The sequence below is a fragment of the Demequina lignilytica genome (assembly GCF_030418305.1).
Classification (GTDB): domain Bacteria; phylum Actinomycetota; class Actinomycetes; order Actinomycetales; family Demequinaceae; genus Demequina; species Demequina lignilytica.
In genome coordinates this window covers 204097-218542 of record NZ_JAUHPX010000005.1, presented here as the reverse complement: position 1 = coordinate 218542, position 14446 = coordinate 204097, and the positions used below count along the sequence as shown (strand labels likewise).

General features: G+C 71.4%; 15 protein-coding genes and 1 tRNA gene. 5 read left to right on the top strand and 11 right to left on the bottom strand.

What is annotated here, in order from left to right:
- Window positions 1–18: 18 nt before the first annotated feature.
- From QQX10_RS09860 to QQX10_RS09810, 11 genes are all read right to left on the bottom strand, one after another.
- Entirely contained in the window at window positions 19–2553 is a 2535-nt protein-coding gene (locus QQX10_RS09860; RefSeq protein WP_301119532.1) for an ABC transporter permease, read from the bottom strand.
- The gene (locus QQX10_RS09855; protein ID WP_301119534.1) at window positions 2553–3287 is read right to left on the bottom strand and encodes an ABC transporter ATP-binding protein; all 735 of its coding nucleotides are present in this window, start codon (window positions 3285–3287) and stop codon (window positions 2553–2555) included. Before QQX10_RS09855 ends, QQX10_RS09860 begins: the two co-directional genes overlap by 1 nt.
- Before the next feature lie 133 nt (window positions 3288–3420).
- Window positions 3421–4092 carry a response regulator gene (locus tag QQX10_RS09850; RefSeq protein WP_301119536.1) on the bottom strand — a complete coding sequence of 224 codons (672 nt, stop codon included), beginning with the start codon at window positions 4090–4092 and terminating at the stop codon, window positions 3421–3423.
- Window positions 4089–5342, bottom strand: a complete 1254-nt coding sequence (locus QQX10_RS09845; protein ID WP_301119538.1) for a sensor histidine kinase — start codon at window positions 5340–5342, stop codon at window positions 4089–4091. Before QQX10_RS09845 ends, QQX10_RS09850 begins: the two co-directional genes overlap by 4 nt.
- 68 nt (window positions 5343–5410) lie before the next feature.
- Window positions 5411–6064: a response regulator transcription factor gene (locus tag QQX10_RS09840; RefSeq protein ID WP_301119539.1), complete on the bottom strand. Its 654-nt coding sequence runs from the start codon at window positions 6062–6064 to the stop codon at window positions 5411–5413.
- 2 nt (window positions 6065–6066) lie between these two features.
- A complete protein-coding gene (locus QQX10_RS09835; protein WP_301119540.1) occupies window positions 6067–7470 on the bottom strand; it encodes a sensor histidine kinase in 1404 nt (467 codons plus the stop codon).
- 29 nt (window positions 7471–7499) lie between these two features.
- A complete protein-coding gene (locus QQX10_RS09830) occupies window positions 7500–7991 on the bottom strand; it encodes a hypothetical protein (RefSeq protein ID WP_301119541.1) in 492 nt (163 codons plus the stop codon).
- Window positions 7992–8037: 46 nt separating this feature from the next.
- Window positions 8038–8457 (bottom strand): hypothetical protein, encoded by a 420-nt coding sequence (locus QQX10_RS09825; protein WP_301119542.1) that lies wholly within the window; start codon window positions 8455–8457, stop codon window positions 8038–8040.
- A gap of 57 nt (window positions 8458–8514) precedes the next feature.
- Window positions 8515–9345, bottom strand: coding sequence for an ABC transporter permease (locus QQX10_RS09820; protein ID WP_301119543.1), 831 nt, complete (start codon window positions 9343–9345; stop codon window positions 8515–8517).
- The gene (locus QQX10_RS09815; RefSeq protein WP_301119545.1) at window positions 9342–10217 is read right to left on the bottom strand and encodes an ABC transporter ATP-binding protein; all 876 of its coding nucleotides are present in this window, start codon (window positions 10215–10217) and stop codon (window positions 9342–9344) included. The genes QQX10_RS09820 and QQX10_RS09815 overlap by 4 nt, the downstream gene beginning before the upstream one ends.
- A 115-nt stretch (window positions 10218–10332) precedes the next feature.
- Window positions 10333–11535 (bottom strand): pyridoxal phosphate-dependent aminotransferase, encoded by a 1203-nt coding sequence (locus QQX10_RS09810; RefSeq protein ID WP_301119546.1) that lies wholly within the window; start codon window positions 11533–11535, stop codon window positions 10333–10335.
- A gap of 194 nt (window positions 11536–11729) precedes the next feature.
- On the opposite strand from QQX10_RS09810, the gene QQX10_RS09805 reads away from it, so the two are divergent.
- The 5 genes from QQX10_RS09805 to rplA all read left to right on the top strand — a co-directional run bounded on the left by QQX10_RS09805 (window position 11730) and on the right by rplA (window position 14101).
- Window positions 11730–11802 (top strand) — tRNA-Trp (locus tag QQX10_RS09805).
- A gap of 67 nt (window positions 11803–11869) precedes the next feature.
- Complete coding sequence (secE, locus tag QQX10_RS09800; RefSeq protein WP_436968561.1) at window positions 11870–12112, top strand: preprotein translocase subunit SecE; 243 nt, start codon at window positions 11870–11872, stop codon at window positions 12110–12112.
- Window positions 12109–12846 (top strand): transcription termination/antitermination protein NusG, encoded by a 738-nt coding sequence (gene nusG, locus QQX10_RS09795; RefSeq protein WP_436968562.1) that lies wholly within the window; start codon window positions 12109–12111, stop codon window positions 12844–12846. Before secE ends, nusG begins: the two co-directional genes overlap by 4 nt.
- Window positions 12847–12906: 60 nt before the next feature.
- Window positions 12907–13335: a 50S ribosomal protein L11 gene (gene rplK / locus QQX10_RS09790; RefSeq protein ID WP_301119548.1), complete on the top strand. Its 429-nt coding sequence runs from the start codon at window positions 12907–12909 to the stop codon at window positions 13333–13335.
- Window positions 13336–13402: 67 nt separating this feature from the next.
- Window positions 13403–14101, top strand: a complete 699-nt coding sequence (gene rplA, locus QQX10_RS09785; RefSeq protein ID WP_301119549.1) for a 50S ribosomal protein L1 — start codon at window positions 13403–13405, stop codon at window positions 14099–14101.
- Window positions 14102–14446: the final 345 nt, after the last annotated feature.

Below are 14446 nucleotides of genomic sequence, written 5' to 3'. Positions count from 1 at the left end.
GCCGCCCCCTCCCCGTCGCTACCCGTCGGTGGCGATCGCCTGCAGGATGTCCATCCGCGACGCGCGCCATGCCGGCCAGATCGCGGCGACCACGCCCGCGATCGCGGCGGCCACCGTGTAGAAGGCGAGCCAGCCCCACGGCACCGTGACCGTGCTGAAGCCGAACTCCTCCAGGGCGAGGACGAGCGCCGCGCCCAGGCCGACGCCCAGGATCATGCCGAGGATGGTGCCGAAGACGGACATCACCATCGACTCGATCGTGATCATGCGCCAGACCGACGAGCGCCTGACACCGACTGCCCGCAGGAGCCCGATCTCGCGGGTCCGCTCGGTGACCGAGAGGAGCAGGGTGTTGGCGACGCCCAGGATCGCGACGATCAGCGCGGCGCCGAGCAGCGCGGAGATCACGCCGAGCAGCAGGTCGATGAACTGGTTCGCGAGCTGTTGGAAGGCGTCCGGGGTCTGGAGCGCGACCAGCGGGAAGTCGTCGGCGAGCGCCGCGAGCAGGGTCTCGCGCATCTCCGTCGCGTCCACGCCGTCGTCCAGCACCACCATCGACTGGAAGACCTCGACCTCGCCCAGAAGGGCGGCCCCGGTCTCCTCGTCGACCCACAGCTGCGCGTCGCCGGCGTTGAGGTACTCGCCGGTCACCGTGAGCGTCGCGGAGCCCTCGGAGCCCTCCAGCGTCAGCTCGTCGCCGACCTCGACGCCCGTCTCGGCCACCGTGGGGTCGATGAAGACGCCGCCGTCGAGCCGGTCGAAGTCGGGCTCGTTGTTGTAGTCGAACGCCTGCTCCGCCGTGTCGGGGTCGATCACGGCGAGGCTCATGGCCGTCCCGTCGACCGTGACGGTGCCGAGGCCCGTGCTCGTGACGAACGCGACGCCGTCCTCGGCCTCGATGGCCTCGAGCGCGCCGGGCGGGATGGGCCCCTGCGGGTTGACCACGAAGAAGTCGGCGTTGCTGCCCGCGAACTGCTCCGACACCACCGACTTGAGCGACTCCGTGAAGGTGGCGACCAGCGCGAGCAGCATGACGCCGATCATCAGCGCGGCGGCCGTGTTGGCGCTGCGCCGGGGCTCGCGGCGGATGTTGTTCGCCGCGAGCTTGCCGTCGACGCGGAACACGCGGGTGAGCGCCGCCTTGAGCGCGTAGGCCAGCGGGACGAGCACCTGAGCAGCGAGCAGCGTCACCCCCAGCACCAGCAGGACGGCGCCGACGCCCACGTAGATGTACGGGCGCTCCAAGCCCATGTAGAGGCCGACCGTGATGGCGACCACACCGAGCAGAGCCATGGCGGCGCCGACGATGTTCCGGCGGGCCAGCGGCTTCTTCGACTCGGTCGCGGCCTCCCGGAGCGCCTCCATCGGGGAGATGGTGGACGCGTGGATGGCGGGCAGCAGCGCGGAGGCGATGGTGACGATGGCTCCCAGCACGTAGCTCGCGAGCACCGCATCGAGCGGCAGGGTGACGGTGCCGAACAGGTCGCCCGTGAACCGCTCCACGAGCGCGGAGAGCCCGAGCGCGCCCAGGTAGCCCACCACGAGGCCCACGGTGGAGGCGACGATCGCGATCACCACCGCCTCGAGCAGGATCATGCTGCGCAGCTGCCTGCCCGTCACGCCGATGGCCCGCATCAGGCCGAACTCACGGGTGCGCTGGGTGACGATGATCCGGAACGTGTTGACGATGATGTAGGAGCCGACGAACAGCGCGATGAGCGCGAACGCGATCGCGAAGATGTCGATGTACTGGAACACCTCGTCGAGCGCCTCGGTCTGCTCGGCGGCCTTGTCCTCGCCGGTGATCGCGCGCGTCCCGTCGGGCAGCACCTCGCCGATCGAGTCCGCCACCGCGGCGGCGTCCGCCCCCTCGGCGACGATCACGCTGATCTGCTGGTAGCCGTCGGCCCCGGCCAGCTCTGCCGCGGCGTCCTCGGTGAGGTAGGCGAGAGTCGCCCCCTGGAGCGAGTTGGACTCGCCGAAGCGGACCAGTCCGACCAGCGTCAGCTCGGAGACCCCCGACTCGGTCGCGACCATGACGGTGTCGCCGATCTCGTACCCCAGGCGCGGCGCGGCGTCGAGGTCGAGCACGATCTCGTCGTCCGCCGCGGGGCCGACGCCCTCGACCAGCGTCGCCTGGTCGATGCGGGGGTCGCCCGCCCAGTTGAAGATCTGGCTCGGGGCCCCGCCGGCGCCCATGAGGTCGCCGGTGGGCTCGAAGTCGGCGGCGAGCACGGAGCCCATCACCTGGATCCCGCCCTCGGCGCGCTCCACGCCGTCGATCGCGCGGATCGCCTCGAGGCTCTCGGCGGTGAAGACGTCGTCGCCGGCCGCGAAGGGATCCTCGTCGTCGGCGACCGCGGCGGGGTCCTGCTCGACGATCACGTCGGTGCCCGCGTAGATCTCCTCGAACAGCTGGGAGAAGCCGCTGGACAGGGCGTTCGTGAGGGTCAGCGTCGCGGCGACGAGCGTGACGCCCAGCGCGACCGCGATCGCGGTGAGGACCAGCCGCTTCGGGTTGTGCCGGACGGACTTGACTGCGAGGCGGAACATCAGTGGCCCATCTGCTTCATGCGGTCGAGGACGCGGTCCGCCGTGGGCTCGCGCATCTCGTCCACGATCTGGCCGTCCTCGAGGAACAGGATCCGGTCGGCGTAGGACGCGGCGGTGGGGTCGTGGGTGACCATCACGATGGTCTGGCCGAACTCCTTGACCGCACGGCGCATGAAGCCGAGCAGCTCGGCGCCGGAACGCGAGTCGAGGTTGCCGGACGGCTCGTCGGCGAAGATGATCTCGGGACGCGCGACCAGCGCGCGCGCCACGGCGACGCGCTGCTGCTGGCCGCCCGACAGCTCCGCGGGCAGGTGCGTGAGGCGGTCGCCGAGCCCCAGGATGCCGATGATCTCGTCGAACCACGCCGGGTCGACGGGCTTGCCCGAGATGTCGAGCGGCAGCGTGATGTTCTCGCGACCGGTCAGCGACGGGATCAGGTTGAAGGACTGGAACACGAATCCGATGTGCTCGCGGCGCACCTCGGTGACCTTCGCCTCCGGCAGCGAGGTGATCACGATGTCCGCGATCGAGGACTCGCCGGCGGTGAGCCGGTCGAGCCCCGCCAGGGTGTGGAGCAGGGTCGACTTGCCGGAGCCCGACGGACCCATGATCGCGGTGAACTCGTGGCGCGCGATGTCGACGTTGACGCCGTCGAGCGCGCGCACCGCGGTGTCTCCCGAGCCGTAGTCCTTGGTGCCGCCGCGCATCGACGCGGCGAGGGTGACGGTGGTCATGGTGGGGCCTTCCTGACAGGGATCTCGACGGCCCCAGTCTGGTGCGGCCCCGGCGCCCGGGGCATCGTCCAGAAGGACGGTTTCTCGCGGTCCGCCTCAGGGATGACCCCCGATCGCCACCTCGGAGCGATGGCTAGGGGCGGGGCACCACCAGGCCGGAGTCGTACGCCTCCACGACCGCCTGCACCCTGTCGCGCACCCCGAGCTTGGTGAGGATGTGGCTCACGTGCGTCTTCACCGTGGTGTTCGACACGTACAGGTCCGCCGCGATCTCCTGGTTGGACATGCCCCGTGCCATGAGCGTGAGCACCTCGACCTCGCGATCGGAGAGGTCGCCCACGGCCGCGGCGCTCGGCTCGTGCGGATCCGCCGGCGCGGGGGCGCCGCCGCGCGCGAACTGCGCGATGACGCGGCGGGTCACCTCGGGGGCGAGGAGAGCCTCGCCCCCCGCCACCACGCGGACCGCGCTCACCAGAGCGTCGCCCTCGACGCTCTTGAGGAGGAAGCCGGACGCGCCCGCGCGCAGGGACTCGTAGAGGTACTCGTCGTCGTCGAAGGTGGTGAGGATCACCACGCGGGCGTCCGGGTCCCGCGCGAGGATCTCGCGGGTCGCGGCCAGCCCGTCCATGCCGGGCATCCGGACATCCATCAGCAGCACGTCGGGCGCCTCGGACGCCAGACGCGCCAGCGCATCGTCCCCCGAGGTCGCCTCCCAGGCGACCTCGATGTCCTCCTCGGACTCGAGGATCATGCGCAGCCCCACGCGGACCATCGCCTGGTCGTCGACCAGCGCCACCCGGATCATCGCGTCTCCTCCTTCGCCCGCGGCACGGCCACCTGGTCGTCCCCGGACGGCAGCTCGGCCATCACGCGGAACCCTCCGCCCCGCCTCGGACCGTACTCCAGCGCGCCGCCGAGGGCCTGCACCCGCTCGCGCATGCCGCGCAGCCCGTGCCCGCCGCTCAGCCGGGCGGCGTCGGAGATCGCGCCGCGCCCGTCGTCGTCCACGGTGATCCGCACCAGCCTGCGCCGACGCTCCACGGCGACGGTGGCGCGCGCTCCGGGACCCGCATGCTTCATCGCGTTGGTGAGGGCCTCCTGGACGATCCGGTATGCGCTCAGCTCCACGCCGGCCGGCACATGGGAGGTGCCCGAGATGGTCAGGTCGACCGGGAGTCCCGCGTCCTCGACCTGCTGGGCGAGCTGGGGGATCGCGGCGAGGGAGGGCATGGGAGCGAGGTCCGCATCCGAGAGAGGCACCCCCGCCACGACGCGGTCGTGCTCCGCCGCCTCGGCCGCCTCCTGCTCGGAAGCCCGCAGCACGCCGATCATCCGCTGCATCTCCGCGAGCCCGGTGCGGCCCGACTCCGAGATGGTCCCGAGCGCCTGGACCACCCGCTCGTCCGAGTCCTTCGCGAGCCGCCGCGCTCCCTCCGCCTGCAGGGTCATCACGGTGATCTCGTGCGCGACCACGTCGTGGAGCTCCCGCGCGATGCGGGCGCGCTCGGCGCGGACCGCGTCCGCGGCCACCGTGCGCTGCGCCTGCTCGCGACGGGCGTGCGCGACCTCGAGCTCGGTCAGGCGCTCGCGGCGGCGGAAGTCGACGAAGCCGACCATCATCGGCACGATCACCGCGAGCGTGACCGCCACGAGAGCCGTCCACGGCACGAAGTCGGTGACCAGGACGCCGACGGTGGTCCATGCGATCATCACGGCGAGCACGGCGGCGCCGTGGAGGAGCGCCTCGCGTCGCGCGACGTACGCCGCGACGCCGTAGAGCGCGACGTAGATCGCGAACATCGCGGCGGTGTCCGGGTAGCCGAAGCCCACCGCGATCAGCCACGGCACGAGCACCGCCCAGAGCACCAGGCGCGGGTAGTGCTGGCGCCACGCGAGCGGCACCACCTGAGCGACCACGAGCGCCACCCCGATCGCGTCGTACGGGTGGCCGCGGCTGACGCCGATGTCGACGGTCTGGGAGACGCCGATCAGGCCGAGCACGAGGAGCGCGGCGGCGATGGCGATGTCGCCCCAGCGGGGCGTCTTGAGGTCCACCCCGCCAGGGTAGGGGGAGCGGGCGCGCCCGGCATCGTGCGCGCGGACGATGCCGGGGGACGATGCGGTCAGCCGACGAAGCGGTAGCCGACCCCGCGCACGGTCTCGATCGCCTCCGAACCGAGCCGGCTGCGGAGGTAGCCGACGTAGACGTCGAGCACGTTGTCGCGCGATGCGGCGCCCCAGACCTCGTCGAGGGCGCGGGCGCGCGAGACGACGTCCCCTCCCGCGGCCATCAGCAGGTGGGCGAGCTGGAGCTCGCGCGGGCTGAGCGCCACCGGCTCCCCGTCGCACGTGAGCGTGCGCGCGATGGGGTCGAGCTCGCACCTGCCGACGCGGAGCACCGGGTCGTCGTCGGGGCCCGGCGCCTTGCGTGCCCGGAGCCGGATGCGCGCGAGCAGCTCGTCGAGAGAGAACGGCTTGGCCATGTAGTCGTCGGCGCCCCGCTCGAGCCCGCGCACGGTGTCCTCAGCCGAGGTGCGGGCCGTCAGGATGATCACCGGCAGATCGGAGCCGGTCGCGCGCAGGCGGCGGAGCACGGTGAAGCCCTCCTGGTCCGGCAGGCCGATGTCGAGGATCATGAGGTCGAGCTCCTCGGTCTGCGCCAGCGCGAGCCCCTCGCGGCCGGTCCCCGCGTGGACCGTCTCGATCCCCGCGGTTCGCAGGCCGTCCCGCAGCGACGCGACCAGCCGTTCCTCGTCCTCCACCAGCAGCACCCGCATCGTCACCCCTCCCGCCACGGCAGCCGCAGCGCGAACGTGGAGCCGACGCCGGGCTCGGAGGCGATCTCGAGCCGGCCGCCGTGGGCCTCCACGATCGCCCTGACGATCGGCAGCCCCAGCCCGGCACCCTCGGTCTCGGGGTCGAGACGGACGAACCGCCCGGCGATCCGCTCCAGGTCCTCCGGCGCGATCCCGCGGCCGTGATCCTCGATCCACAGCAGCACGTCCTCAGCGATCCGGGCGCTTCCCACGCGGATGGTGCTGCCCGGCTCGGAGAACTTCACCGCGTTCGCCGCGAGCTGGAGCCACGCCTGGGTGACGCGTTGGGCGTCGAGCACCGCGGGGCCGGTCGCGCTGCCGGCGAGCACCCACTCGCGGTCGCCCAGATGCTCCATCCGTGCGAACGCCGACTCCGTGAGCTCGCTCAGGTCGGTCGCGGCAAGGCGTAGGAACTCCGGCCGGTCCGCCTTCGCGAGCAGCACCAGGTCCTCGACCAGCCGTGACATGTCGGCGGCGACGGCGAGCAGCTCGTCCCGCGTGGCCTCGACCTGGTCCGGGTCCCGCGGCTCGAGCAGCTCGAGCCGCGTGCGCAGCACCGTCAGAGGGGTGCGGAGCTCGTGAGAGGCGTCATCCAGCAGCTGACGCTGGTCGGCGAAGGCGCCCTCCAGGCGGTCGAGCATCGCGTTGACGGTGCGCGAAAGCCGTGCGAGGTCGTCGTCGCCCACGATCGGGACCCGCTCGCCCAGGTCCGACTCGCCGATGCGTCGCGCCGTGCGGTCGAGGAGCCGGATCGGCTCCAGCAGCCGTCCGACCGTGAAGAAGCCGAACGCGCCGATCGCGACCAGGGCGGCGATCGCGACCAGGGCGTAGACCGCGAACGTCTCGCGCAGCTCGTGCACGCGCTGTCCCTCGTCGATCGCGATCGCGAAGACCGCGATCCTGTCTCCCGCCGCATCGAGGAAGGGGATGGCGACGTAGGCGTACGACGCGCTCGCGGTCTCCGCTCGACGGACCTCCACCGCGGTCGAGGTCTGAGCCCACAGCAGGTCGATCAGCTGCTCGTCGTCCTCGAGCGCGAGCCGCGGGTCCGAGGCCGGGACGTAGCGGGCGGCGGCGTCGATGATGGCGACGGCGCCCTCGTCGGCCGTCCCGGTGAAGCGGGCGACGGCATCCCGCATGAGAGCGTCGACGCCCGTCACCTCGGTCTCGGCGACCCACCTCACATAGTCGTCGCCGCGAGCCGTCAGCTCGGCGGTGACCCCGTCCTCGAGGGAGTCACGCTCGATCAGGAAGGCCGTGGTGCCGGCCACGGCCAGGGCCACCGCGGTGAGCACGAGGAGGTAGACGAGGACGCGGGCACGCACGGAGATGCCGTGCGCGCCCGCGTGCCTGAAGCGTGAGGTCATGGCCACCTTCCGGTGCCCAAACTACCTGCTCAGTCGTCCTCCGGCTCGTCCTCGTCCTCGTGGTCGTCGTCGTCCTCGTCCTCGTGGTCGTCGTCGTCGTGCGAGTCGGCGCGATCGTGGTCCGAGTCGTCGTCCGACTCCACCTCGTCATGGTCGTCGGAGTCGTCGTCGCCGCCCACGGTGCTCGGCACCGACCCGAGCCGGGTGTCGTTCGGCGGGAGCGCGACCCGGTCGTCCGAGTCGCCGTCCGGGCGGTCGCCCCCGTGGTCGTCGTCGAGGTCGTCGACCTCAGGGCTGTGCTCGACCTCGGTGGGGTCATCGTCGTGGGAGGCCTCGGGCGAGGGAGAGTCGTCGGGGCTCGCGCCGGTCTCGGACTCGAGCAGGACCGCTTCGCCGACGGTCGGGTCGGGGTCCGGGTCGCCGGAGGCGCGGGAGAGGGCGGTGGCGCCGACGCCGACGCCGATCAGGATGGCGGAGGCCGCGGCGACGGTGACGGCGAACCTGGCGGTGGAGGTGTTCATGTCCTCAGGATGCCGCCGGCATTCTGAGAGCTCTCTTATATGAGCCTCAGTCGATCAGCGTCGGCGTGTCCGCGGAGTCGTCCTCGGACGCCTCCCCTCCCGCCGCGCCGCCGTCGGGGACCGAGTCGGACCCCTCGCCCTCCTCGCGCCAGCGCTGCTCCTCCGGCGGCACCGCGAGCGCGTCGCCCGACGGGGGGCCGGCGCGGTGGCCGCCGCGGCCGCCGTCGCCGTCCCGGTCGAAGCCGTCGGACGGCACCTCGCCGAGCTGCTCCGTACCCCCAGGGCCCGCATCGTCCGGGATCGCCGCATCGTCCTGCAGCAGCGTGCCGTCCTCGGCCGTGGCGACGGTGTCGGGATCGGCCGGATCGGCGGAGCGCGCGACCGCGGTGGCGGCCACGCCCACGCCCAGCAGCAGGAGGGCGGCGGCGCCGGTGACGACGCCGAGGCGGAGGACGGTGCTGTTCATGTCTCCATTGGTACGCGCCGAGTCTCAGAGAACGCTCGGAGCGGGGGCAGGAAGCGCCTAGTTGTCGTCGTGCCGCGTCCAGCGGAAGGTGCGGACCGCGAGCACCAGCCCGACGACGACCCAGACCGCGAGGATCAGCGCGGTCAGCGGCAGCTGCCACGATCCCGCGGCCTCGGCGTACTTGAACTCGTCGGGGAGGAACACCGACCGCATGCCCTGGGCGAGCCACCGGAGCGGGAAGATCGACGCCACGGTCTGCAGGAACGCCGGCACCTGCGTGAAGATCAGGAACACGCCCGACGTGAACTGGAGGAAGAGGACGATCGGCGTGATGATCGCCGACCCCGCCTTCGCGTTGCGCAGGAGCGAGGACATCGCGATGCCCAGCGTGGTCGAGCCCGCGGTACCGAGCAGGAACACCCACGCGAACGTCCCCCAGTGCGCGGCGTCGGACGGCAGCGCGACGTCGTAGAGGGCCACGCCGATCGCGATGAGGATCACCACCTGGACCACCGTGACCGACAGCACCTGCAGGATCTTGGCGGCGAAGTACGACGTCGCGGGCAGCGGGGTCGCGTGGATGCGCTTGAGCACGTCCTCGTCGCGGTCGATCGCGATGGACATCGCCAGGGACTGGAACCCGGTGTTGAGGATGCCGGAGGCGACCATGCCGGCGAGGAAGTACTGCGCGAACGTCACGTCCGTCCCGTCGAGGACCGCGCCCCCGAACACGGAGCCGAACAGCACGAGCAGCATCATGGGGAAGGCGAAGATGAACACCATCTGCTCGCGGCTGCGGAGGAACTCCTTGAGCTCGACCACGTAGCGGTTGAGCGTCATCGACGTCCAGCTGGGCGGCGCGACGGGTGGCGATGCGGGTGCGGTCATGACGGCTCCTCCTCGGCTGCGGCGTCGACCTCGGCGACGTCGTCGACGAGCCGCAGGTACACGTCCTCGAGGGACGGATGGGTGACGCGGAGGCCCTCGACCTCGCCGGGGATCCGTCCGAGCAGGTCGCGCAGGAACGCGGCCGGGGTCGGCGTCTCCTCGGTGCGGGGCTCGCCGCCCTCCGTCCAGGTGATCCGCGCGTCGGTCGCGCGCGACCGCAGCCCGTCCGGGGTGTCGAGGGCGACCAGCCGGCCGGAGGCGATGATGCCGATGCGGTCGGCGAGGTGGTCGGCCTCGTCCAGGTAGTGGGTGGTGAGCACCACGGTGGTGCCGTCCCCGCTGAGGCCCTCGATCAGCCGCCAGAACCGGCGGCGCGCCTCCGGGTCGAAGCCGGTGGTGGGCTCGTCGAGGAACACGAGATCCGGGTTCCCGATCACGGCCAGCGCGACGTCGAGACGGCGCTGCTGGCCGCCGGAGAGGGTCTGCGGCTTGGCGTTCGCCTTCTCGGTGAGCCCCACCTCGTCGAGGGTGGCGTCGACGTCGCGAGGGTTCGGGTAGTAGCGGGACGTGTGGAGCAGCGCCTCGCGGGCCGTGAGCGACGAGCGCGCGCTGGTCGACTGCAGCATGACGCCCACGCGGGTCCGCCACTCCTTGGTCGCGTGGTGCGGGTCGATGCCGAGCACGCTGACCTCGCCCGCGGTGCGCTTGCGGAACCCCTCGAGGATCTCGACCGTGGTGGACTTGCCGGCGCCGTTGGGCCCCAGCAGCGCGAACACCTCGCCGCGCGGGATCTCGAGGTCGAGGCCGTCCACCGCGCGGAGGTCGCCGTAGTGCTTGTGCAGGCCGGCGATGCTGATCGCTGCGTCTGTCATGAGTGCGAGCCTAGCCAGCGGGGCGGGGCCGCGCCCCGTCAGCGCGGACGGCGGGGCCGCGTCGTCCGGGTGGACGATGCGACCCCGCGGCCGTGCGGAGGGCGCGCTCGCGGCGCTACTCGGCGAGCAGCGCCTGGATGCGGCCGACGCCCTCGGCGAGGTCCGCGTCGCCCAGCGCGTAGCTGAGGCGCAGGAAGCCCGACGGCCCGAAGGCCTCGCCGGGGACCACGGCGACCTCGACCTCGTCGAGGATCACGCCCGCGAGGTCCGCGGAGGAGGTGATCTCCCGCCCGCGCACCGTGCGGCCCATGAGGCCCTCGACGGAGGGGTACGCGTAGAACGCGCCCTTCGGCGTCGGGCAGACCACGCCGTCGATCTCGCGGAGCATGCCCACCATGGTCTGGCGGCGGCGGTCGAAGGCGGCGCGCATGGCGTGGACCTCCTCGAGGCCGCCCTCGAGCGCGGCGATCGCGGCGCGCTGGGACACGTTCGCGACGTTCGAGGTCAGGTGGCTCTGGAAGTTCGCCGCCGCCTTGGTGACGTCGGCGGGGGAGATCATCCACCCCACGCGCCAGCCGGTCATCGCGTAGGTCTTCGCGACGCCGTTGAGGACGATCGTCTGGTCCGCGAGCTCGGGAACCGCGCGCACGATCGGCGTGAACTCCGCGTCCTCGTACAGGAGGTGCTCGTAGATCTCGTCGGTGATGACCCAGATGCCGTGCTCGAGAGCCCACTCGCCGATCGCCTTGGTCTGCTCCGCGGAGTACACGGCGCCCGTCGGGTTCGAGGGCGAGCAGAACAGCAGCGCCTTGGTGCTCTCCGTGCGGGCCGCCTCGAGCTGCTCGACGGTGACCAGGTACTCCTGGTCCGCGCCGGCGAACACCTCGACCGCCGTGCCGCCGGCGAGCGAGATCGCCTCGGGGTAGGTGGTCCAGTAGGGGGCGGGCAGCAGCACCTCGTCGCCCGGGTCGACGATCGCGGCGAACGCCTGGAACACGGCCTGCTTGCCGCCGTTGGTGACGATCACCTGGGCCGGGTCGATCTCGTACCCGGAGTCGCGCAGCGTCTTGGCCGCGATCGCCTTCTTCAGCTCGGGGAGGCCCGCCGCCGGCGTGTACCGGTGGTTCCTCGGGTCCGTGGCGGCGGCGACGGCCGCCTCGACGATGAAGTCGGGCGTCGGGAAGTCGGGCTCGCCCGCGCCGAACCCGATGACGGGGCGGCCGGCGGCCCTGAGCGCCTTCGCTTTGGAGTCGACGGCGAGGGTGGCGGAGGGCGCGATGGCGCCCAGGCGTGCGGAGACGCGGCGTGCAGGCTTCATGCGCGCCATTCTTCCATCCCGCGTAGGCTCCGCATGGTCGACGATGCGCGCGACGGCGGCGGGAGCGGCCCGGTTCGCTTTTCCCGGGCCGGTGGCGTAGCATTGCACGTCGGCGATTGACAGACGTCATGATGGTTCGCGCCCTGGTGCGACCGAGGTCAAGGTCGAAAGCCTCCGGGAGGGTCACCTCCCGAAGGGCAGTGGCGCAATTGGTAGCGCACCGGTCTCCAAAACCGGCGGTTGTGGGTTCGAGTCCCGCCTGCCCTGCGGAACGCGGGAGTCTCCCGCGTGAGCCAATCCACGAGAGAAGGACTTTTCGGTGAGCGAATCTGCCGTGACGGATTCCGGGGAGAAGGACCCGCGGCACGAGTCGCGCGAGGGTCTGAACATCTTCGGACGAATCGCGCTGTTCGTGCGACAGGTCATCTCCGAGCTTCGCCGCGTGGTCACCCCCACGCGCGAGGAGCTGGTGCGCTACGTCGGCATCGTCCTCGGCTTCGTCGCCGTGATGATGCTGCTGGTGTGGGGCCTGGACATCCTGTTCGGCTGGCTCGCGGGACTCGTGTTCGGCAGCTGACGCTGCCCGACGACTGGAGTGTGATCACGATGAGCGACGAGATGACTGACGAGACCCCCGAGACGATCGACGCGCCCGCAGAGGCCGCCGTCGAGACCGACGCTGCCGACCTTCCCCCGGTCGAGGACGCGCCGGTCGACCCCGTCGCCGAGTTCAAGGCTCACCTGCGTACCCTCGAGGGCGACTGGTACGTGGTCCACAGCTACTCGGGCCACGAGAAGCGCGTGAAGCAGGCGATCGAGCACCGCATCGAGAGCCTCCACATGGAGGACTACATCTTCCAGGTCGAGGTCCCGATGGAGGAGGTCGCCGAGATCAAGGGCGGCCAGCGCAAGCTCGTCACCCGCGTCCGGATGCCCGGATACGTCCTGGTGCGCATGTACCTCACGGACGAGTCCTGGGGCGCCGTGCGCAACACCCCCGGCGTCACCGGCTTCGTGGGCCACGCCCACAACCCGGTCCCGCTCACCATGGACGAGGTCTACTCGATGCTCGCCCCCGCCGAGGTCGCTGCGGCGGTCGCCGAGGCCGAGGACGCGAAGGCGCCCGCCGCCGCCGTGGCCGTCGACTTCGAGGTCGGCGAGTCGGTCACCGTCATCGACGGCCCGTTCGCGACGCTGCCCGGCACCATCTCCGAGATCAACGTCGAGAGCCAGAAGCTCCACGTGCTCGTCTCCATCTTCGGCCGGGAGACCCCGGTCGAGCTGTCGTTCACCCAGGTCACCAAGCTCTAGGTCGCGACAGCGCAACCGCGGCCGCCACGCCGCACAGGCAACAAGATAAGGACCCACAACATGGCACCGAAGAAGAAGGTGACCGGCCTGATCAAGCTCCAGATCCAGGCCGGCGCTGCCAACCCTGCCCCGCCGGTCGGTCCGGCGCTGGGTCAGCATGGCGTCAACATCATGGAGTTCTGCAAGGCGTACAACGCGGCGACCGAGTCGCAGCGTGGCAACGTCGTGCCGGTCGAGATCACCGTCTACGAGGACCGTTCGTTCACGTTCGTCCTGAAGACGCCCCCGGCCGCCGAGCTCATCAAGAAGGCCGCTGGCGTCGCCAAGGGCTCCGGCACCCCGCACACCACCAAGGTCGGCAACCTGACCGAGGCCCAGGTGCGCGAGATCGCCGAGGCCAAGATGGCCGACCTCAACGCCAACGACATCGACGCCGCCGCGAAGATCATCGCCGGCACCGCCCGCTCCATGGGCATCACGGTCTCCTAAGGACCCTCAACCTCAGTGGCAGGGGCCGCGCTGGCCCGCACCACGACTGCAAAGGAAAGACACGCAGATGACCAAGCGCTCCAAGGCTTACCGCGACGCAGCCCAGCTCGTCGACCGCAGCCAGCTCTACACCCCGCTCGAGGCGCTCCGCCTTGCGCAGAAGACCGCCTCGAAGAACACCGACTCGACCATCGACGTCGTGTTCAAGCTCGGCGTCGACCCGCGTCACGCGGACCAGATGGTCCGCTCGACCTGCATCCTGCCTCACGGCACCGGCAAGACCGCCAGGGTCCTGGTCTTTGCCAACGGTGACAAGGCGGAGGCGGCCCGCGAGGCCGGCGCCGACATCGTCGGTGGCGACGAGCTCATCGCCGAGGTGGCCGACGGCCGCCAGGACTTCGACGCCGTCGTCGCCACGCCGGACCTCATGGGCAAGGTCGGCCGCCTCGGCCGCGTGCTCGGTCCCCGTGGCCTCATGCCCAACCCGAAGACCGGCACCGTGACCATGGACGTCACCAAGGCCGTCTCCGACATCAAGGGCGGAAAGATCGAGTTCCGCGTCGACAAGCACGCCAACCTGCACACCGTGCTGGGCAAGGCGTCGTTCGGCGACGAGAAGCTGCTCGAGAACTACCAGGCCGTCCTCGACGAGGTGCTCCGCGCCAAGCCGTCTGCCTCGAAGGGCCGGTACATCATCAAGGCCGCCATCTCGGCGACCCAGGGCCCGGGCATCCCGCTGGACGCCCAGGCCAAGGTCGAGGCGTAGAGCCAGGCACCACCCTTCTCTCGCGCACCGCTCGGCGACCCCGGGCGGCGTGAGGAGAGAGTGACGCCCACAGCGCCCACAGGCGCGACGCGCGTCACCAGGCCCGGCCCCTCCGCGAGGGGCCGGGCCTTCGTGCGCCCCGCGCGCGCATCGTCCGCCGCATGGCCCGCGCATCGTCCCCCCCGGCCATCCGCGCGACATGGACTCTGAGTGCTCGACACTCTGGGTGTGCGGGCACTCGATCTCCATTTCGCGGGACGCGGCGTGCACCGGGCCACCCGAGTTGCGGACGATGCGCGGTTCCCGTACGATGGTCAGGCCCAAGACCGCCGGTCGTCGGGCCCG

Coding starts and splice junctions, on each gene's coding strand:
- QQX10_RS09860 (WP_301119532.1), bottom strand. CDS start 2,553: ATGTTCCGCCTCGCAGTCAAGTCCGTCCGGCACAACCCGAAGCGGCTG.
- QQX10_RS09855 (WP_301119534.1), bottom strand. CDS start 3,287: ATGACCACCGTCACCCTCGCCGCGTCGATGCGCGGCGGCACCAAGGAC.
- QQX10_RS09850 (WP_301119536.1), bottom strand. CDS start 4,092: ATGATCCGGGTGGCGCTGGTCGACGACCAGGCGATGGTCCGCGTGGGG.
- QQX10_RS09840 (WP_301119539.1), bottom strand. CDS start 6,064: ATGCGGGTGCTGCTGGTGGAGGACGAGGAACGGCTGGTCGCGTCGCTG.
- QQX10_RS09835 (WP_301119540.1), bottom strand. CDS start 7,470: ATGACCTCACGCTTCAGGCACGCGGGCGCGCACGGCATCTCCGTGCGT.
- QQX10_RS09830 (WP_301119541.1), bottom strand. CDS start 7,991: ATGAACACCTCCACCGCCAGGTTCGCCGTCACCGTCGCCGCGGCCTCC.
- QQX10_RS09825 (WP_301119542.1), bottom strand. CDS start 8,457: ATGAACAGCACCGTCCTCCGCCTCGGCGTCGTCACCGGCGCCGCCGCC.
- QQX10_RS09820 (WP_301119543.1), bottom strand. CDS start 9,345: ATGACCGCACCCGCATCGCCACCCGTCGCGCCGCCCAGCTGGACGTCG.
- QQX10_RS09815 (WP_301119545.1), bottom strand. CDS start 10,217: ATGACAGACGCAGCGATCAGCATCGCCGGCCTGCACAAGCACTACGGC.
- QQX10_RS09810 (WP_301119546.1), bottom strand. CDS start 11,535: ATGAAGCCTGCACGCCGCGTCTCCGCACGCCTGGGCGCCATCGCGCCC.
- rplK (WP_301119548.1), top strand. CDS start 12,907: ATGGCACCGAAGAAGAAGGTGACCGGCCTGATCAAGCTCCAGATCCAG.
- rplA (WP_301119549.1), top strand. CDS start 13,403: ATGACCAAGCGCTCCAAGGCTTACCGCGACGCAGCCCAGCTCGTCGAC.